The sequence below is a fragment of the Pseudomonas sp. CF161 genome, assembly GCF_000416215.1.
Lineage (GTDB): Bacteria > Pseudomonadota > Gammaproteobacteria > Pseudomonadales > Pseudomonadaceae > Aquipseudomonas.
Genome location: NZ_ATLP01000038.1, coordinates 132,754 through 150,723, shown reverse-complemented (window position 1 = coordinate 150,723; position 17,970 = coordinate 132,754). Strand labels below are relative to the sequence as shown.

Annotated in this window: 18 protein-coding genes and 1 tRNA gene; 11 read left to right on the top strand and 8 right to left on the bottom strand. The window is 60.2% G+C overall.

Going from position 1 to position 17,970, the window contains the following annotated elements; all coding sequences use genetic code 11:
* Positions 1 to 17: 17 nt before the first annotated feature.
* A tRNA-Arg gene (locus CF161_RS05985) sits at positions 18 to 94 on the top strand.
* Between the two features lie 256 nt (positions 95 to 350).
* On the opposite strand, the gene CF161_RS05980 is transcribed toward CF161_RS05985, so the two are convergent.
* From CF161_RS05980 to CF161_RS05970, 3 genes are read right to left on the bottom strand one after another with little or no spacing between them, the layout of a single operon-like run.
* Entirely contained in the window at positions 351 to 1,085 is a 735-nt protein-coding gene (locus CF161_RS05980; protein ID WP_020295668.1) for a hypothetical protein, read from the bottom strand.
* A 41-nt stretch (positions 1,086 to 1,126) separates the two neighbouring features.
* Complete coding sequence (locus tag CF161_RS05975; protein WP_020295667.1) at positions 1,127 to 1,519, bottom strand: hypothetical protein; 393 nt, start codon at positions 1,517 to 1,519, stop codon at positions 1,127 to 1,129.
* A 9-nt stretch (positions 1,520 to 1,528) separates the two neighbouring features.
* Complete coding sequence (locus tag CF161_RS05970) at positions 1,529 to 1,894, bottom strand: hypothetical protein (protein WP_020295666.1); 366 nt, start codon at positions 1,892 to 1,894, stop codon at positions 1,529 to 1,531.
* 369 nt (positions 1,895 to 2,263) lie between these two features.
* Here CF161_RS05970 and CF161_RS05965 point away from each other — a divergent pair, with 369 nt between their 5' ends.
* From CF161_RS05965 to CF161_RS05950, 4 genes are all read left to right on the top strand, one after another.
* Positions 2,264 to 3,868, top strand: a complete 1,605-nt coding sequence (locus tag CF161_RS05965) for a tetratricopeptide repeat-containing response regulator (protein ID WP_020295665.1) — start codon at positions 2,264 to 2,266, stop codon at positions 3,866 to 3,868.
* Positions 3,865 to 4,557: a sensor histidine kinase KdpD gene (locus CF161_RS05960; protein WP_020295664.1), complete on the top strand. Its 693-nt coding sequence runs from the start codon at positions 3,865 to 3,867 to the stop codon at positions 4,555 to 4,557. The genes CF161_RS05965 and CF161_RS05960 overlap by 4 nt, the downstream gene beginning before the upstream one ends.
* A 244-nt stretch (positions 4,558 to 4,801) precedes the next feature.
* Positions 4,802 to 6,043: a glutamine synthetase family protein gene (locus CF161_RS05955; protein WP_020295663.1), complete on the top strand. Its 1,242-nt coding sequence runs from the start codon at positions 4,802 to 4,804 to the stop codon at positions 6,041 to 6,043.
* A 70-nt stretch (positions 6,044 to 6,113) separates the two neighbouring features.
* Entirely contained in the window at positions 6,114 to 7,496 is a 1,383-nt protein-coding gene (locus tag CF161_RS05950; protein ID WP_020295662.1) for an MFS transporter, read from the top strand.
* A gap of 82 nt (positions 7,497 to 7,578) precedes the next feature.
* On the opposite strand, the gene CF161_RS05945 is transcribed toward CF161_RS05950, so the two are convergent.
* The 4 genes from CF161_RS05945 to flgA all read right to left on the bottom strand — a co-directional run bounded on the left by CF161_RS05945 (position 7,579) and on the right by flgA (position 10,173).
* Positions 7,579 to 8,325, bottom strand: a complete 747-nt coding sequence (locus CF161_RS05945) for a flagellar brake protein (protein WP_043228721.1) — start codon at positions 8,323 to 8,325, stop codon at positions 7,579 to 7,581.
* 95 nt (positions 8,326 to 8,420) lie between these two features.
* Complete coding sequence (locus tag CF161_RS05940; RefSeq protein ID WP_020295660.1) at positions 8,421 to 8,888, bottom strand: flagella synthesis protein FlgN; 468 nt, start codon at positions 8,886 to 8,888, stop codon at positions 8,421 to 8,423.
* A 48-nt stretch (positions 8,889 to 8,936) separates the two neighbouring features.
* The gene (flgM, locus tag CF161_RS05935; protein WP_020295659.1) at positions 8,937 to 9,263 is read right to left on the bottom strand and encodes a flagellar biosynthesis anti-sigma factor FlgM; all 327 of its coding nucleotides are present in this window, start codon (positions 9,261 to 9,263) and stop codon (positions 8,937 to 8,939) included.
* A 148-nt stretch (positions 9,264 to 9,411) separates the two neighbouring features.
* Positions 9,412 to 10,173, bottom strand: coding sequence for a flagellar basal body P-ring formation chaperone FlgA (flgA, locus tag CF161_RS05930; protein ID WP_043228719.1), 762 nt, complete (start codon positions 10,171 to 10,173; stop codon positions 9,412 to 9,414).
* A 75-nt stretch (positions 10,174 to 10,248) separates the two neighbouring features.
* On the opposite strand from flgA, the gene CF161_RS05925 reads away from it, so the two are divergent.
* The 6 genes from CF161_RS05925 to flgE all read left to right on the top strand — a co-directional run bounded on the left by CF161_RS05925 (position 10,249) and on the right by flgE (position 15,280).
* Positions 10,249 to 11,181, top strand: coding sequence for a chemotaxis protein CheV (locus tag CF161_RS05925; RefSeq protein WP_020295657.1), 933 nt, complete (start codon positions 10,249 to 10,251; stop codon positions 11,179 to 11,181).
* A 44-nt stretch (positions 11,182 to 11,225) separates the two neighbouring features.
* Positions 11,226 to 12,053: a protein-glutamate O-methyltransferase CheR gene (cheR, locus tag CF161_RS05920; protein ID WP_020295656.1), complete on the top strand. Its 828-nt coding sequence runs from the start codon at positions 11,226 to 11,228 to the stop codon at positions 12,051 to 12,053.
* Between the two features lie 254 nt (positions 12,054 to 12,307).
* Positions 12,308 to 12,715: a flagellar basal body rod protein FlgB gene (flgB, locus tag CF161_RS05915; RefSeq protein WP_020295655.1), complete on the top strand. Its 408-nt coding sequence runs from the start codon at positions 12,308 to 12,310 to the stop codon at positions 12,713 to 12,715.
* A gap of 3 nt (positions 12,716 to 12,718) precedes the next feature.
* Complete coding sequence (gene flgC / locus CF161_RS05910) at positions 12,719 to 13,162, top strand: flagellar basal body rod protein FlgC (RefSeq protein WP_020295654.1); 444 nt, start codon at positions 12,719 to 12,721, stop codon at positions 13,160 to 13,162.
* 15 nt (positions 13,163 to 13,177) lie between these two features.
* The gene (flgD, locus tag CF161_RS05905) at positions 13,178 to 13,915 is read left to right on the top strand and encodes a flagellar hook assembly protein FlgD (RefSeq protein ID WP_020295653.1); all 738 of its coding nucleotides are present in this window, start codon (positions 13,178 to 13,180) and stop codon (positions 13,913 to 13,915) included.
* Between the two features lie 30 nt (positions 13,916 to 13,945).
* Entirely contained in the window at positions 13,946 to 15,280 is a 1,335-nt protein-coding gene (flgE, locus tag CF161_RS05900) for a flagellar hook protein FlgE (RefSeq protein WP_020295652.1), read from the top strand.
* A 387-nt stretch (positions 15,281 to 15,667) separates the two neighbouring features.
* On the opposite strand, the gene pbpC is transcribed toward flgE, so the two are convergent.
* Entirely contained in the window at positions 15,668 to 17,965 is a 2,298-nt protein-coding gene (pbpC, locus tag CF161_RS05895; protein ID WP_020295651.1) for a penicillin-binding protein 1C, read from the bottom strand.
* Positions 17,966 to 17,970 lie beyond the last annotated feature (5 nt).

Below are 17,970 nucleotides of genomic sequence, written 5' to 3'. Positions count from 1 at the left end.
CCGGCGGTCGACGATATGTCTCAGTAGCTCAATTGGATAGAGCATCCCCCTCCTAAGGGGAAGGTTGCAGGTTCGAACCCCGCCTGGGACACCACATTGAAAGGCCTCCAGTCATTTCCCTGTGCAGCCATATGGCAACAGGGTGACAGCAGGCCAAAAAAAGCCCCGCCGGGCATTGCTCGGGCGGGGCTTTTTCATGAAGGGCGGTAGCCTTTCGCTCTGACTCATTAGATCGCAACAGTTAGACTTCAACCGTAAGTCTTGGCATAAGGTCTGGGGTTAAGTCCCTCGGCAATAGTTGTAAGCAACAAGGTCTGCTTTTTATAAGTACTTATGCCGATATAAACGATTTACTCATGAAACTGCTTCATGGCGGCCCTCACCCGTAATGCGTAATCCGGGTTGGTCTTGTCCATTTGCATAAAAGCTTCATCTTCAATGGCCTGCATTAACGTCAAGAACTGGACGCCTGGTAATCCCTCTTTCCAGCTATAGAGATGGCGCAAAGACAAGGGGGAGTTGTACAGGTCATTAAATACTGCACAGAGCCCGTCAGGCACGTCGCGCATGATGCTCTTTATGTAGCCATCCCAATCGGATGAGGCTTGTTCCCACATCGCATGAATTTCATCCCAGTCTAGATAGGCCTCTGCGTCCAGAGGCAAGCCCAGGCTCTGGGCCTGGATGGCCGCTTCAAGCAGCGCGTCGCAGATTTCAACCCGGAAGTCATTGGTGTTCAGCCAGTACAGTTGTGAACAGACGTCCTTTATAAGCCTGAGCGGATGGATGCCTTTGGTTGAGATCTGCTTGTTACTGATTGAGTCGAGTTCGCTGAATTTACCCAGTAGGGAGTGGCCATCATTGAGTGCCGACAGTCTTTGAAGTAAGGCGTCTTTGGTCTTGTTTATTCTTTCTGGTGAAAAGTCTGAGTCATAGTAGTAGTCCGAGTGATCGCCCATCAGTGTCAGGGTGTGTTCTCGGGTGATTCTCTTTATCTCTACCAGGTCCGCGGCGGTTTGTTCGCCGAACAGTTTCTCGCCAAAGCAGTCGGTACTTGCAATAAATAGAATGTGATCGAAGTTCATTTAATGATTTGTCGATGTCTATGAGCGGGAGATCGATAGGCTCAGCAGTGGGTGGCGGGCCGGTTGACGGTTTTGTGCCCTAATAACGCACACCAGGTGGTGATCGGGGTCACCAGCGCAACCACCACCAGGCTGGCTGGGGTCAAGACCAGCGGGCCGAAGCCGGTTGGCGCCAGCAGAGCGCTGAGCAGGCGTTTGCAGCAGGCGGGCTCCAGGGCTGCGCCGAGCAATGTCAGCAACAGGGTCAGGGGCAGGCTGATTATCAGAGTCAGTGCGTAGCCGATAAGGACTCGGTGGGCCGACCTCCAGGCAAGCGCGTGGCGCTTGGCGAATAAAAAGGTCTGCAACACCCAGCCCAGTAGCAACGCCGGGGCAGACAGGTAGGACAGGAATACCAGGTATTCGGAAAGGGGTATGGATTGCTCGGCTGACATCGGGGCGTCTTAATCGTGGGGTGGATAGGGTTCGCCGTCATCGCCCTGGACTTGGGCGCCGAGGCGCTGGGCGATGTCGATCAGTTTGGTGGTGGCCTGGTCTGACGGGCTCTTTGTGTAGGCTTCCCCGCGTTCTGGGTCAAACCACAGGGGGAAGCGCTCTGCACCGATCAGGACGATGAAGTCATTTTCGCTGTTGTCTGGATCTCGCTGCACTTGAGCGTCCGCGGCCACGTAGGCCGTCCACTCTGCAGCGCTGATGGCGGGGCCCGTCTGATCGGCCCAGAAAGCCTTGCGGGTAATGTGCAGGTCGTAGCCGGCAAGGGCGTTGCTGCCTGCCAGCGCCAACAAGATAAAAATCAGGGCGCGCATCATGGGTCCTTCCCGAGCAATGGGACGACTATTTACCAGCAGCCTGGCCCGATGGCGAGCATCTTTGTGCAACCGCCGGCTTCGGTCCATGGCGGCACGCTTGTACCTTGCACATTTAGCTCTAAAAAAAACGTATTGCCTGCTGCTTCTCTATAAGGGAACGGCGCTCCTTGCCGATAACTCCTTGGACTTTGGTTTTCTCCGGTTGCGTCGGCGCCTGCAAGGGCTCTGCGTATGTGCGGGCAGTCACAGATAAACCGTAAAAGCGGTTGATGGCTTATCGCTACCCGTTATTATCTGCGCGCCGAAATGGGCCGGGCTTGTCCTTGCAGTGGTCTATGGGTTCATTTTCTTAATTGCCTGGAATCTTCGATGCTGGCGTACCACCAAAAAAGCTTTTTGATCGTCGATGATTTCTCTGATTTCCGTAGCTCGGTGCGTTCTATGTTGCGTGAGCTGGGCGTCAAGGACGTGGACACGGCGGACACCGGCGAGCAGGCCCTGCGTATGTGTGCGCAGAAACGCTACGATTTCATCCTGCAGGACTACCACCTGGGTGACGGCAAGAAGAACGGTCAGCAAGTGCTCGAAGACTTGATGACCGACAAGCTGATCAGCCATGAAAGCGTGTTCCTGATGGTGACTGCCGAGAGCAGCCAGGCCATGGTTCTCAGTGCTCTGGAACACGAGCCCGATGCATACCTGACCAAGCCTTTCAACCGTTCCGGCCTGGCCCAGCGCCTGGAGCGCCTGCAGCAGCGCAAGAATCTGCTGAAGCCGATCCTGGAGGCCCTGGATCGCGGCAAGCCGGTGGAAGTGCTCAATGCCTGCATTGCCCTGTGCAAGCAGGACCCGCGTTATTCGCCGCTGTGCTTGCGTTATCGGGCCGATGCGTTGCGCGATATGAATCAGAACGAAGCGCTGGAGCGTTTGTACAACACGATTCTGGCGGACCGTCCGTTGCCTTGGGCCTATGTCGGCCTGGGCCGCTTGCTGTTCAAGCGTGGCCAGGTGGGACAGGCCAAGGAGGTCTACGAGAAGGCCCTGAAGCTGTTTCCGATGATGCCCGCGCTCTATGACGGCCTGGCCGATGTGCTGGTGGTCGAAGGCGATGCCAAGCGCGCGCAGCATGTGCTGGAAGAGGCGGTGCGCTTGTCGCCGCTGGCGGTGCGTCGCCAGGCGTTGCTGGGCAAGCTGGCGATGGGCAACGAAGACTTCGAGACCGCCTCCAAGGCCTATCGCCAGGCGGTGTCCCAAGGTGCGCAGTCGCGGTTCAAGGACCCGGAAAGCAACCTCGGCCTGGCCCACGCCCTGATCAGCAAGGGCAGCGAAAAAGGCCTGGATACCCGGACCCGACTGGAAATCAACACCACCCTGAGTGCGGTGGCCAAGGAAAACCCTACCGACCCGGGTTTGCAGATTCGCGCGCGGCTGATGAAGGCCACCAGTTTGTTGCTCAACGATGCGGAAACCGCGGAAAAACTCACTGAGCAAGCCATGCTGCGGCTGGATGGCATGGAGCAGTTCATGAGCCCGGAGGCCGCGCTGCTGGTGGCCAAGCAGTTGCAGATGCTCGGCCAGGCGAGCGCCGGCGCGTCGATGCTGAAAAACTGCGCGGAGATCTACGGTGATGATCCGAAGGTGATGCAGGGCATTGCCAAGCTCACGGACGACCCGACGATTCTCAATACCTCCAACGCTGCGGCCGATCTCAATCGCCAAGGTGTGCGCAGCTATAAGGCCGGCACCCTGGACGAGGCTCGCGAGCTGTTCCGCCGGGCGCTGGCGATGCAGCCGAAGAACATCAGCATCGCGCTGAACATGGCGCAGTCGCTGTTGCACGGCACCGATGCCAGCGCCGATCCGGCATTGCTCGAAGAGTGCCGGGCGAGCTTGAAGATGGTGGGCTTGATGCCCGACAGCGACCCGCGCTATCCCCGTTACCAGAAGCTGCGAAGCAAGGCGTTTGGCGAATGAACGAGAGTGAACAGGGGCTGGATTTTTCCACGGTGATCGCCTCCACCGTACACGACATGAAAAACTCCCTGACCTTGCTGATGCAGGCCCAGGCCCAGTGGCTGGCGCGCCTGCCCGAGCCTGAGCGCAACAGCTCGGAGCAGGGGGTGATCGATTTCGAGTTCGCCCACCTCAACGGCATGCTGGTGCAGCTGCTGGGGCTGTACAAACTCGGCGCCAACCAGTTGCCATTGCGGCCCGACTACCATGAGCTGGATGACTTTATCGAAGCCCAGCTGGCCAGCCATCAGGACGTGTTCAAGAGCCGTGGCATTGCCGCGAGCTATGACGTCGACCCATTGAGCCCGCTGGGCTTTTTCGACCGCGAGCTGATCGCCTCGGTGCTGGCCAACAGCATCAACAATGCCATCCGCTACGCACGCCATGCGCTGCTGATCAGCGTGCACGACGAAGCCGGGCAGACGGTGCTGACCATCAATGACGATGGCGACGGCTACCCGCAGCAGATGATCGAGCGTCAGGACGATTACGTGCAGGGCATCAACCACAGCAGCGGCAGCACCGGCCTGGGCCTGTACTTCGCCGGCAGGATCGCCGAGTTGCATCAGCGCAACGGCATCCGTGGTCGGACCCGGATCAGCAACGGCGGGCCTTTGGGCGGCGGTGTGTTCAGTCTTTATCTGCCTTGATGGACGGCCGGCGGTGGGGGCCGTGGGTGAGGTGTGTCGGGCTTTGTGGTTTTTTGCTCACGGCTGCTTGATATTCCGAACAGCCGAAGCCTATTTTGTACGGGTCGCCGTTCTCGGCTCGTACAACAACAAGGATTGAGTCATGACAACCGATGGCCATCGTTCACTCGCACAGCGATTGACGGGCATTGATGAGATTGAATGTGTCACTCCGGACCTCAATGGAGTGCCCCGCGGCAAGGTAATGACCGCTGAAGGTTTTCTCGAAGGGCGGCGGTTGCAGATGGCACGGGGCGTGCTGCTGCAATGCATCATGGGCGGATACCCGCCCGCGCGCTTTTACGGCAGCGACGACGGCGACCTGGCGCTCGTGGCCGATCCGCAACAGATCCATCGCCTGCCCTGGAGCCAGCAGCCACGTGCCCTGGCGATTTGCGATGCGGACGAATTGACTGGCGAAAGTTCGCGTCTGTCCACTCGCGGCCAGCTCAAGGCGGTGATCGCCCGGTATGCGGCCCATGGCCTGGCGCCGGTGGTGGCCACCGAACTTGAATTCTTTGTATTTGCGCCCAACACCGATCCGACTCAGCCATTCCAGCCGCCCGTAGGCCTGGACGGGCGTCGCGAGGACGGGCATTCGGCGTTCAGTGTCAGTTCCAACAATGGCCTGCGTCCGTTTTTCAGCGACGTGTATGCGTGCATGGCGGCGCTGGGCCTGCCCCGCGATACCTTCATGCATGAAATGGGCGTCAGCCAGTTCGAGATCAACCTGCTGCACGGCGATCCCCTTTTGCTGGCCGACCAGACCTTCCTGTTCAAGCACCTGCTCAAGGAAGTGGCGCTCAAGCATGGCCTGACCGTGGTGTGCATGGCCAAGCCATTGGCCCATACCCCGGGCAGCTCGATGCATATTCACCAGAGCATCGTCGAGATCGCCAGCGGGCGGAACGTGTTCAGCGATGACGCGGGACAGCCAACGGCGACCTTCCGTCACTTTATCGGCGGACAGCAGGCCGGCATGGCGGATTTCACCGCGTTGTTCGCGCCCAACGTCAATTCTTATCAGCGCCTGTGCCATCCTTACGCATCGCCGAATAATGCGTGCTGGTCCCATGACAACCGCGCCGCAGGCTTGCGTATTCCGGCCAGTTCGCCCGTGGCGCGTCGGGTGGAAAATCGCCTGCCGGGGGCGGATGCCAACCCTTATCTGGCGATCGCCGCCAGCCTGGCAGCCGGCCTGCACGGCATCGAAAACGAGCTGGAACCGCAAGCCGCGATCCAGGGTGAATTCGAAGTGCCGGACAGTTTGTCGCTGCCTTGTACCTTGCATGCGGCCCTTGAGCGTCTGAAACGTAGCCCATTGGCCAAGGAACTGTTCGGCAAAGAGTTCATCGAAGGCTACATCGCTTCGAAGACCATGGAGTTGACCAGCTTCTTTGATGAAATTACTCCCTGGGAACGGCGTGTTTTAGCGGCCCAGGCCTAACCGAACCGTCGCCGTCGGGCTGTCGTGAAGACGGCCCGACACTCAATTCAAGGAGCCGCTCGGAACGCCGATGCGCCAAATCTGGAAATCCTTTCGAGCGCTTTATTTCGCCTCGCTGATGATGCTTATCGGCTCGGGCTTGCTCAGCACTTATCTGGCACTGCGCCTGGCCGCCGACCATGTCGATGGCTTGTGGGTCGGTGCCTTGATGGCGGCCAACTACTTCGGCCTGGTCCTGGGCGGCAAGATCGGCCACCGGCTGATTGCCCGGGTCGGGCATATCCGTGCCTACGCCACCTGTGCCGGTATCGTCGGGGCTGCCGTTCTCGGCCATGGCCTGGTGGACTGGCTGCCGGCCTGGCTGGTGCTGCGGGTGATCGTCGGCCTGGGCATGATGTGCCAGTACATGGTCATCGAGAGCTGGCTGAACGAGCAGGCCGAGGCCAAGCAGCGCGGGCTGGTGTTCAGCGGCTATATGATCGCTTCGTACCTGGGGCTGGTCATGGGGCAACTGATTCTGGTCATGCACCCGGCCCTTGGCCTGGAACTGCTGATGCTGGTGGCCCTGTGCTTCGCCCTGTGCCTGGTACCGGTGGCCATGACCCGACGCATTCACCCGGCGCCACTGCACCCGGCGCCGATGGAGCCACGCTTCTTTATCAAGCGCGTGCCGCAATCCCTGAGTACGGTGCTGGGGGCGGGGCTGATTGTTGGCTCGTTCTACGGCCTGGCGCCGCTGTACGCCTCTCAGCAGGGGTTGAGCACCGAGCAGGTCGGCCTGTTCATGGGCTGCTGCATTTTTGCCGGCCTGCTGGTGCAGTGGCCGTTGGGCTGGCTCTCGGATCGTTATGACCGGGCGATGCTGATTCGCTGCTTTGCGATGTTTCTGGCGGTGGCGGCGCTGCCCCTGGCGATCTTTCCGAGTGTGCCGCTGGAGGTGCTGTTTGCCTTGGGCTTTCTGTGTTCGTTGGTGCAGTTCTGTCTGTATCCGTTGGCGGTGGCCTTTTCCAATGACCACGTCGAAGGCGATCGCCGTGTGTCGCTGACCGCCATGCTGCTGGTGACCTACGGTGTGGGTGCGAGCATCGGGCCATTGGTGGCGGGTGTGCTGATGAAGCTGTTCGGCAGCCAGATGCTCTACGCGTTCTTCAGTTTCTTCGCGTTGGTCCTGGTGTGGCGGATCCGGCCGAAGGCGGTGACCAATCTGCATCAGGTCGATGATGCTCCGCTGCAGCACGTGGCAATGCCGGACAGCATGTCCAGCTCGCCACTGGTGGCGGCTCTTGACCCGCGGGTCGATGAGCAAGTGGTGCAGGATCAGATGCAGAACCCGGTGGAACCGGTGGCCGACGAGCCAGTGGCTGATGAGTCGCCGGCAACCGAGGCTGAGGAGGAGACTGAGGTCAAGCCCGAGGATGAGGGGCCGCATCATCTCAGTGGCGCCAGGCCTTAGGGCCTGGCGGTTGCCGGAAGGCGGCGCAAAAAAAACGGGCAGTCACCGCGAGGGACTGCCCGTTTTCATGTCTGGCGGTGGCTTACATGTCGTCTTTATCGAAGCGCCGCGCTTCGCGTTGCAGTTGATAGACGAAACGCTCGACCTGGCGTTGTACCAGACCGCTCATATTGTGGAAGCGGACCCCGGCGAAGGTGATATCGATGCGCTCTTCATAGTGCAGATACCGCAGCTCGACGGGAGCGGTCATGCTGCCGAAGGGCAGGGCGGCGATAAAACGTTCGTAGACCTGGCCCAGTTGCAGGCGCTCGGAGATATCGCCTTCGAAGCGCAGTTTGCAGCCGGTGGCCGAGATATCCAGCAGCTTGCCGCGGATGGATTCCTTGAGCTTTTCGCCATCGAGTTCGACATTGACCAGTTGCGAAAGCTTGAGCGCTGCACGGAAGGCGCTGCGGCGCTGGTGATAAACCACTTCGTCCGGCAGGGTGCCACGGTAGCAGCGACCGTTGTTGGACTCATCAAGGGTCGGGGTACTGGTGCTTTCCCAGGCGATACGCACGCCTTCATGGAAGCCTTCGACGCGAAATGGCTCGCCGGCCAGCATGAAACGTTCACCGTCGCGGGGAATCATTTCATCGAGGGCGATCATGTTGCTGTCGCGATCGACTTCGACCAGATAGCTCTGAAAGCGCTGGCTGCGCTCATGGAAGGTGATGATCAGCGGGTCATGGCTCTCTTGTAGCATCCGCAGGTTCGAAGCTATCTCCAGAGGAGTGGTGAGAACCTTAGGGGGCTGCGGAGCATCTTCCGCGCTTGGGGCATTGAACACGGTTCATCAGTCTCCAGACAAAATACGACTACACGCAAGAGCCAGCATTTTGCCAGCATGTTTCGCTGCTTGATAGGGCGCGCACATTTTCCGGGTCAAGCCTGACTGAGCGGGCGTGGCTTCGCAAGCAGAGAGGTCGATCCGCGGGCGTCATACAGTGCGGGGCTTTCGCCGCCGTTGAGGATTTTCAGCTGGTTCGCGGTGGTGGCCTGCTGAACCTGGATCGAGCGACCGTTGAGTTCATTGGTCGCCTGGCACTCGGCGAGCAGCTCGGTCAGCACATCGCTTTGCTCGAGCAATTGCGGGCCGATCGAGGAATGTTCAGCCAGTTGCTCAAGGCCGGCGCGGCTGGCGGGGAGGTTCAGGCTGGCAAGAATTTCGCTGCGCTTGCGGCCATGCTGTTCGAGCAGAATGATCAGCGCATGTTTCTGCGCCAGAATATCCTCCAGTAGCGGCATGTCGCGGCCGTACAGAGCGAGGGATTCGGTCTTCAGCAGTTCCAGCAATTGTTGAGCTGGAGCAAAATCTTCAGTGATCAGTTGCAGTAAATTAGAGTCGTGCATGGCTGGCCTTGGGTTTTAAGCGTCCAAAAGCCTGGCGCAGGCCTTTGGCTAGCGCTGGGCTTCGAAATTGAGCAGTTTGCTGGCTACGCGGTTGCTGTCGACTTTATAGCTGCCATCGGCAATCGCTGCTTTCAACTCGGCCACGCGGGCGTTGTCGACGGCAGGCTGATCGCGCAGCTTGTCAGTGACCTTTTGCAAACGCTGAGCCTCATTGCTGAGGTGTACCGATTCCCCGCTTTTGGTGGTACTGGCTTGTTCAGCCGGGGTAGCCAGCGGCGCAGACTTGTCGGTGTCGCCGATGTCTTTGTTGGCGCTGGTACGCGTACTGCCGGTAAGTGAGGGGGAGCTGTTTAAACGGCTGAAATCGATGACCATGATAAAAAAACCTCTGGGTATTTGGACGCTTGCCATGTTTTCGGCCATACCCTGGAAAACTTTAGGCGCTATTGTCGATTAACCAACGCCCATGGCTGCGGCCCGCATGGACCACAGTTTAGGGAAGGGCGGGCTTGTGCGCCAGTTCCTACATTGCGACTTCTACCTGGCCGGGAGCGGTAATCCGGGCCTTTATCACACGTTGCGAGTTCAGGTTCTTGACCCTTATCTGCTCGTTCATGCCGCCATTGGACAGTGCTTCGCCGGGCATTCGCACGTTCAGGGTGCCGCTGCGGGCAGATATCACCACTTGATCGCCCTTGCGCACCACCTCGGCCTGCTCAAGGTGCAGTTGGGTAACGACTTGATCGGCGACCATTGGTCGGACAAGTTTCTGCCCAATGGCATCGTCGACCGAGGTCAGGTAGCCCTGGTTGACCTGGCTGATGTCGCGTTCACGCAGAGTGACCTCCTCCGGTGCAATGATTCCGGCGCGCTTGAGCGGTCGGGTGGTGGTCACCACTTCGCGAAACAGTTTGACCTGGGCCGGCACGAACACGGTCCAGGGCGAGGCGCCGTCGCAGCGGACCTTGACCGTGACGCGGCCAATGGGCTGCGCCGGGCTTTCAAGGGTGGCTGTCAATTCCTTGTCGCAATTGGGCATGCGCATGCGCGGATCAAGTTGCGCAACCGTGATTTCATAGCGTCCGGCGGTTTGACTGGTGGCCAGATAGTCTTCTACGGTGAATTCAAGAAACCCTTGAGTGACGCCGATAAGTAGATCAGGCAGGGTGACCGAGTCAGCAAGGGCAGGGCCGCCAGGGTTGAAAATAGACAAAACTGACAGCGCGCAAAGTAATTTGCGGTAGTTTGATGTCAGACGTCGGAAAAATGTCGTTTTGGCGTTCATAACAGTTAAAAAGCAAGCCCCGTGCCGTTTAGCGATGAGCGTGCGTCGGAACTTAAAGCTTTGGGGAGTCTGGGCATGGCGGGTGTAATGGATGCGGTTAACCAGCGCACGCAACTGGTTGGGCAGAATCGCCTGGAGCTGCTGCTGTTCCGTCTGGACGGCCAGCAGCTTTACGGGATCAACGTGTTCAAGGTTCGGGAGGTGTTGCAGTGCCCGAAACTGACCTTGATGCCTAAATCCAGTCCTGTCGTGTGCGGTGTCGCAAGTATTCGCGGGGCGACCATCCCGATCCTGGATTTGGCGATGGCCACCGGTTCGGGTGGATTGAAAGACCTGAGCAACCCGTTTGTGATCATCACTGAGTACAACACCAAGACCCAGGGGTTTCTGGTGCGGTCGGTGGAACGTATCGTCAACATGAACTGGGAGGAGATCCATCCGCCACCCAAAGGCACCGGTCGCGATCACTACCTGACGGCCGTGACCCGGGTTGACAATCAGTTGGTCGAAATTATCGATGTCGAGAAGGTGCTGGCGGAAGTGGCGCCGACCTCGGAAGTGATTTCTGTCGGTGTGGTGGACGTCGAAACCCAGCACAAGGCGATTTCCCTGCGGGTACTGACCGTCGACGATTCGTCGGTGGCACGCAAGCAGGTGACACGCTGCCTGCAGACGGTTGGCGTGGAAGTGGTCGCGCTGAACGACGGCCGCCAGGCCCTGGATTACCTGCGCAAGCTGGTGGACGAGGGCAAGAAGCCGGAAGAAGAATTTCTGATGATGATTTCCGACATCGAGATGCCGGAGATGGACGGTTACACCCTCACGGCCGAGATACGCAACGATCCGCGCATGCAAAAGCTGCATATCATCCTGCATACTTCGTTGTCAGGTGTATTCAATCAGGCGATGGTGAAGAAGGTCGGTGCCGATGACTTCCTTGCCAAATTCCGTCCTGATGACCTGGCATCCCGGGTAGTCGACCGGATCAAAGCAGCAGACAACAGCTAGGGGCATCGGCTCCTGGCGGTCATACGATTTAAGAGGCGGCATCATTGTCTACGGGTAATTTGGATTTCGAACAGTTCCGGGTCTTCCTGGAAAAAGCCTGTGGGATCTTGCTGGGTGAGAACAAGCAATATCTGGTATCGAGCCGTCTCAACAAACTGATGGAACAGCAGGGCATCAAATCCCTGGGTGAGCTGGTGCAGCGTATTCAGACCCAGCCGCGCAGCGGTTTGCGCGAGCAGGTGGTGGATGCCATGACCACTAACGAAACCTTATGGTTTCGCGATACCTATCCCTTTGAGGTCCTGAAGAACAAGGTCCTTCCCGAAGCGATCAAGGCCAGTCCGAACCAGCGTTTGCGCATCTGGTCGGCTGCCTGCTCGTCGGGCCAGGAACCCTACTCGTTGTCGATGTCGATCGATGAGTTCGAACGGACCAACATGGGCCAACTGAAAATGGGTGTGCAGATCGTTGCCACCGATTTGTCCGGCACCATGCTCAACAACTGCAAGACCGGCGAATACGACAGCCTGGCGATTGGCCGCGGCCTGTCTGCCGAGCGCCTGCAACGCTACTTCGACCCGAAAGGGCCGGGGCGCTGGGCGATCAAGGCGCCGATCAAGAGTCGGGTGGAGTTCCGCTCGTTCAATCTGCTGGACAGCTACGCGAGCCTCGGCAAGTTCGACATCGTGTTCTGCCGCAACGTGTTGATCTACTTCTCCGCCGAGGTGAAGAAGGACATCCTGATGCGCATTCACAGCACCTTGAAACCGGGCGGTTACCTGTTTCTTGGCGCATCCGAGGCGCTCAACGGCCTGCCTGATCATTTCCAGATGGTTCAGTGCAGCCCGGGGATTATCTACCAGGCGAAGTAGGCCGGGTGTAGCGCGTGTGGATAAAAGGAGGCCCCAGGGCCTCTTTTTTTGTGCCTGGTCGTTGCCGGGTCGCGGCGTAAAAGCGGCAGTGAGGTTGCCGCTTTGCTGGCGCATCGCGGAAATCCATTGCCGCTTTTCTGGCATTGCCGCCTTGCCGCTGCCGGCGAAGCCTTGATTTACGGGGCTTTTGCACTTGGCACGGGGCTTGCTATATCCAGATTACGAAAAATCAGGTCACCCAAAGGTTTCCCGACATGAGCATCAGCTTCGATAAAGCGCTCGGTATCCATGAACAGGCTCTGGGCTTTCGCGCCAAGCGCGCCGAGGTTCTGGCCAACAACATCGCGAACGCCGACACCCCGAACTACAAGGCTCGGGATCTGGACTTCTCCGCCGTGCTCGCCGAGCAGAACGAGAAGACCAAGAACGGCACCTTTGCCTTGAACATGACCAACAGCCGTCATATCGAAGCTGAAGGCATGGGTAACGGCGACGAGTCGCTGCTGTACCGCACGCCGATGCAGCCTTCCATCGACCAGAACACCGTGGACGCCCAACTGGAACAGTCGAACTACGCCGAGAACTCGGTCAACTTCCAGGCCAGCTTCACGCTGCTCAACAGCAAATTCAAAGGGCTGATTTCGGCCCTGCGCGGAGAGTAATCCATGTCCCTCGCCAGTGTTTTCAATATCGCCGGTAGCGGCATGAGTGCTCAGACCACTCGCTTGAACACCGTCGCCAGTAACATCGCCAACGCCGAGACCGTGTCGTCGAGCATCGACCAGACCTACCGTGCCCGCCACCCGGTGTTCGCCACCATGTTCCAGGGTGCGCAGAGCGGTGGCAGCCAGTCGCTGTTCCAGAACCAGGACTCCACTGGCCAGGGCGTGCAGGTGCTGGGTGTGGTCGAAGACCAGAGCAACCTCGAAGCGCGTTACGAGCCTAACCATCCGTCCGCTGACGCCAAGGGTTATGTCTACTACCCCAACGTCAACGTGGTTGAAGAAATGGCCGACATGATTTCCGCGAGCCGTTCGTTCCAGACCAACGCCGAAATGATGAACACCGCCAAGACCATGATGCAGAAGGTCCTGACCCTGGGTCAGTGATAAGGGGCCTCGCCAATGAGCATTAACGACACCACCAGCACCACCAGCAGCTTGAGTCTGAACCAGATTCTCGCGAACTCGTCGAAAAAGACCGCAACCTCAAGCGCTGACGGCATTACCTCGGCCACCAACAGCGCCACCGGTAAAAAGGCCCTGGGCAAGGATGCGTTCCTGCAACTGCTGGTGACTCAGCTGAAAAACCAGAACCCCCTGGACCCGCAGGACAACAGCGAGTTCGTGGCGCAACTGGCGCAGTTCAGCAGCCTGGAAGGCATCACCACGCTCAATGATTCGGTCACCGCGATTTCCGGCAACTACAAGTCGAGCCAGGCCCTGCAGGCCTCGTCCCTGGTCGGTCGCTCGGTGATCGTGCAGTCCGGCACTACCCAGGTCGACACCACCAAGAGCATGACCGGTTCGATCACCGTGCCGAGCAGCGTAGCGGGCGTGAAGGTGACCATCACCGACAAAGACGGCAAAGAGGTGAAAACCATCGACCTGGGCAGCCAGGTCGCGGGCACCTCGAGCTTCACCTGGGACGGCACCAAAACCGACGGCACCAAGGCCGACCCGGGTAACTACACGTTCAAGGCCAGCACCACGATCGATAACACCGCGGTCGCCCTGGTCACTTACCTGCCTGCGACGGTCAACAGCGTCACCATCAGCCAGACTGGCGGTGAATTGATGTTGAACCTCGCCGGACTGAGCAGCCCGATCGCTCTGTCCAAAGTCAAAACCATTGGTATATAGAGCCGACTAATCCGGCACAAGGAGTGGAATATGTCTTTCAATATCGGCCTTAGCGGTCTCTATGCAGCCAACAAGCAGTTGGACGTTACCGGCAACAACATCGCCAACGTCGCAACCACCGGTTTCAAATCGTCGCGCGCAGAATTCGCCGACGTCTACTCGGCCACCAAGCTGGGCAGCGGCAGCAAAGTGATTGGCAACGGCGTGCGCCTGGCCAACGTTTCCCAGCAGTTCAACCAGGGTGACGTGAACAACACCGGCAACGTGCTGGACATGGGGATCCAGGGCCAGGGCTTCTTTGTCCTGAGCAACAACGGTTCGTTGACCTACACCCGTGCCGGTACGTTCAAGACTGACAAGGAAGGCTACGTCACCAACTCCGACGGCACCGCTCGCCTGCAGGGTTACGGTGTGGACGCCAATGGCAAGATCATCAACGGTGTGTTGACCGACCTGCGGATCGACACCTCGAACCTGGCGCCCAAGGCGACCACTTCGGTGTCTTCGACCATCAACCTGAACTCGACGTCCGATGTTATCGACGACACGATCGTGGGTAACAAGTTTGACCCGACACTGTCGGCGACCTTCACCAAGCAGTTCAGCACGCCGATTTTCGACACCCAGGGTAACGAGCACCGCATGGACCAGTACATGGTCAAGACGGGCTCCAACACCTGGAAGACCTACACCCTGATCGACGGTCGCAACATGGATGGCAGCATGCCAACCAAAAACGGTACCCTCACCGATCCGGTGGCTTCGACCATCACTTTCGATACGTCCGGCAAGTTGCTGCAGGTCAGCACTCCCAATCCATCAACTCCGGCTACCCCAACCATCAGCAATGACCTGAAGTTGACTGGCTGGATCCCGGGCACCGTGACCAATGGCGTGTGGAAAGCCAACGGCGCCAGCTCTGGCGGCACGGTATCGGTCTCCCTGGCCAACACCGCCCAGGTCAACGCCGATACCGCGCGCTCGATCCCGGCCCAGGACGGCTACGCCACTGGCCAGATCACCAACCTGACCATCGACGGCAGCGGTGTGTTGCTGGCCAACTTCAGCAACAACCAGACCAAGCCGATCGGCCAGATCTCCCTGGCCAGCTTCACCAATGAGCAAGGCCTGCAGCCGGTAGGCGGCACCAGTTGGAAAGAAACCTACGCTTCGGGCATCCCGGGCTACGATTCGCCACAGACCGGTACCCTGGGTTCTGTGGTGTCCAACTCCCTGGAAGAGTCCAACGTCAACCTGACCAACGAACTGGTCGAGCTGATCAAGGCGCAGAGCAACTACCAGGCGAACGCCAAGACCATCTCCACCCAGAGCACCATCATGCAGACCATCATCCAGATGACCTGATGCTGGCGGGCTGATCATTCAGCCCGACTCACCACGAAAAGCCCTGCCGGTTCATGCCAGCAGGGCTTTTCTGTTTTGGGGCTGGGCAGGGCGCAGTGGCGAGCGGCGGCGCGACAGATAATTGTCATATTCAGCGACTACATTGCTGGCACTCGCCAACAGGGAACGTGCCCGAATGAATGTGTTTCTTGATCTCCTGCCGATGCTGTTCTGCGGCATGACCTTCGCCTGGGTCTGCCTGGGATAGCGCGGGCTCAAGCTGTAGCTGCTGCCGCCAGGCTCGGGCCGCGTTTGGATGCTGGCCCCGATAGACGATGCAGTTTTCCCGGATGTAATCCCGCGCCTGATACGGCCAGCGTAGCCTCGCCCAGCTCGGCAGCGGCTGGGTCAGGGTTGGAACTCTACGTTCAAGGTGCGGCTGGCGCTGCGGCCCTGGTCATCGCTGACTCGCAGTTGATAGCTGGCAGACCGTTGCGGTCGCCAGGTGAGGCTGACCTGGGGTGGGCCCTGGCCGATCAGGGTCTGGTCGGCGAACCAGTACAGCCGGCGTGCGTCGCTGGCGGCGTTGGCGCTCAGCTGGATGTTTTCTTCCGGTCGCGACAGGCGCAGGTGGTAGACCACCTGGGTCAGTGGCGAGCGTATTTGTGGCGCCTCGCTCTGATCGGCATTGCGCTCGGGCTGGCAGGCCTTGAGCACATTGGGCACTGCGCGCCGTGGCAACCCGGCGGCGCGGTACAGCCGGCGCACATCGCTGGGCCAGAATTCGAAGACCTCCTCGCGGGTGTACTGCGGGTCGAACGGCGGGCAGGCGGCCTTGCCGGTGCGGGTGTCGATCAGCACCGGGCGATGCAGGTTCGACACCCGGATCGGTGACACGCCGGGGATGTACCAGGTCTTGCGGGTTTGCGGGCACCAGCGGTTGGGCAGTTCACCCGAGGCGCTGCAGACCTGGATCCGCGTCAGCCCGGGCGGCGGTTTGTCGGCGCGCTCGGCGACCGTGGGCAAGGCCAGCGGCAGGGCATCGGCGATCCTGAAAAACAGCGGCCCCGCGGTCTTGGCCCCAATGAACTGCGGGTTGGGCCGGCCGTCGAAATTGCCGACCCACACCACCAGCACATACGGCCCTACCAGCCCGGCGCTCCAGGCGTCATGAAAGCCCCAGGAGGTGCCGGTCTTCCACGCGGTGCGCCAATGCCGGCCGCGGCTGTCGGCCGGCAGCCCATCCGGGCGCGGGTTGTGGCGCAGCATGTCGCGCACCATAAAGCTCGCTTGCGGGCTGAGCAGTTGCTCGCCGCTGCTGGTCGGCTGCTGGCTCAGGTAGCGCAGCGGTCGCAGGTGGCCGTCACCGGCCAGCATCAGGTACAGCCGGGCCAGTTCCTCCATGGTCATCTCGCCACCGCCCAGGGCCAGGGCCAGGCCGTAATGCCCTGGCGCGCGCAGCCCCTTGACGCCGGAGCGTTGCAGCAGGTCGTAGAGGGTCGGGGTTTTCAGCTGGCTGGCGAGCCATACCGCCGGAATGTTGCGACTGCGGATCAACGCCTCCTGCGCGTTCAGCGGGCCGATGAAGCTGCCATCGAAGTTCTCCGGCTGGAAGTAACCGAAGTTGCTCGGCATGTCCCTGAGGATGCTCATGGGGTGGATCAGCCCCTGGTCGATCGCCAGCCCATAGAGAAACGGCTTGAGGGTCGAGCCCGGTGAGCGCCGCGCTAGCACGCCGTTGACCTGGCCCTGGATCGGCAGCGAGAAATAGTCGGCCGAACCGACCAGGGCCTTGACGCTCTGGTCGCGGGTGTCGAGCAGGATGGCGGCCGCATTGTCCACGCCGAGGTTGTGTTTTTCGCCGATGTAACCCTGGATCAGGCGCTCCAGCAGGCGTTGCAAAGGCAGGTTGAGGGTACTTTGCAGCTCGCTGCCGGCGTGGGCGGCCAGCAGTTGCTCGCTCAGGTGCGGCGCAAGAAACGGCAATTGCTGGCGGCTGCGGGCTTCCAGGGGCAACTCCAGCAGGCTCTGATTGCGCGGGTCATCCGGATAGGCCTCGCGCCAGGCAGCCATCAGGCGCAGGCGGGCCTGTTGCAGGTCGGCGGTGAAGGCCGCGCGGCGGTTGGGTTGTTGCGGAATCACCGCCAGGGCCAGGGCTTGCGACAGCGAGAGCTGGGCTGCCGGCCTGGCGAAGTAGACGCGGCTGGCCGCTTCGGCGCCTTCGATATTGCCGCCCATGGGCGCCAGGTTCAGGTAGGCCTCGAGGATGTCGTGCTTGCTGTAGCGCGCCTCCAGCCACAGGGCCAGGACCATCTGTTGCAGCTTGCCGGGAACCTGCCGGGTGTTGAGGTCATACAGCCTGCGCGCCAGCTGCATGCTCAGGGTCGAACCGCCCTGGCGCAGCCCACCGCTGTAGGTGGCCAGCGCGGCGCGGAACAGCGCCGGCGGGTTGACCCCGGGGTGGTAGTAGAAGTTGCGGTCCTCCTTGAGCAGCAGGGCCTGCACCAGTGACGGCGAGATGCGCTCCAGGGGCAACCACAGGCGGTACTGGCCATCGCTGGCCAGGGTCATGCGTAGCAGGGTGCCGTCTTCGGCCAGCACCACCCGCGACGACGGCGCCGCCTGTTGCAGCGGCGCATGGGGCCACAGCCGCAGCAGCCCCAGGCCGATGGCCCCCAGCAGCAGGCCCTTGAGCAGCGGTTTCACGCGCT

Excerpts from the sequence above, each read along its gene's own strand:
- CF161_RS05980 (WP_020295668.1), bottom strand. The coding sequence starts at position 1,085 with ATGAACTTCGATCACATTCTATTTATTGCAAGTACCGACTGCTTTGGC.
- CF161_RS05975 (WP_020295667.1), bottom strand. The coding sequence starts at position 1,519 with ATGTCAGCCGAGCAATCCATACCCCTTTCCGAATACCTGGTATTCCTG.
- CF161_RS05970 (WP_020295666.1), bottom strand. The coding sequence starts at position 1,894 with ATGATGCGCGCCCTGATTTTTATCTTGTTGGCGCTGGCAGGCAGCAAC.
- CF161_RS05965 (WP_020295665.1), top strand. The coding sequence starts at position 2,264 with ATGCTGGCGTACCACCAAAAAAGCTTTTTGATCGTCGATGATTTCTCT.
- CF161_RS05960 (WP_020295664.1), top strand. The coding sequence starts at position 3,865 with ATGAACGAGAGTGAACAGGGGCTGGATTTTTCCACGGTGATCGCCTCC.
- CF161_RS05955 (WP_020295663.1), top strand. The coding sequence starts at position 4,802 with ATGACCGCTGAAGGTTTTCTCGAAGGGCGGCGGTTGCAGATGGCACGG.
- CF161_RS05950 (WP_020295662.1), top strand. The coding sequence starts at position 6,114 with ATGCGCCAAATCTGGAAATCCTTTCGAGCGCTTTATTTCGCCTCGCTG.
- CF161_RS05940 (WP_020295660.1), bottom strand. The coding sequence starts at position 8,888 with ATGCACGACTCTAATTTACTGCAACTGATCACTGAAGATTTTGCTCCA.
- flgM (WP_020295659.1), bottom strand. The coding sequence starts at position 9,263 with ATGGTCATCGATTTCAGCCGTTTAAACAGCTCCCCCTCACTTACCGGC.
- flgA (WP_043228719.1), bottom strand. The coding sequence starts at position 10,173 with ATGAACGCCAAAACGACATTTTTCCGACGTCTGACATCAAACTACCGC.
- CF161_RS05925 (WP_020295657.1), top strand. The coding sequence starts at position 10,249 with ATGGCGGGTGTAATGGATGCGGTTAACCAGCGCACGCAACTGGTTGGG.
- flgB (WP_020295655.1), top strand. The coding sequence starts at position 12,308 with ATGAGCATCAGCTTCGATAAAGCGCTCGGTATCCATGAACAGGCTCTG.
- flgC (WP_020295654.1), top strand. The coding sequence starts at position 12,719 with ATGTCCCTCGCCAGTGTTTTCAATATCGCCGGTAGCGGCATGAGTGCT.
- flgD (WP_020295653.1), top strand. The coding sequence starts at position 13,178 with ATGAGCATTAACGACACCACCAGCACCACCAGCAGCTTGAGTCTGAAC.
- flgE (WP_020295652.1), top strand. The coding sequence starts at position 13,946 with ATGTCTTTCAATATCGGCCTTAGCGGTCTCTATGCAGCCAACAAGCAG.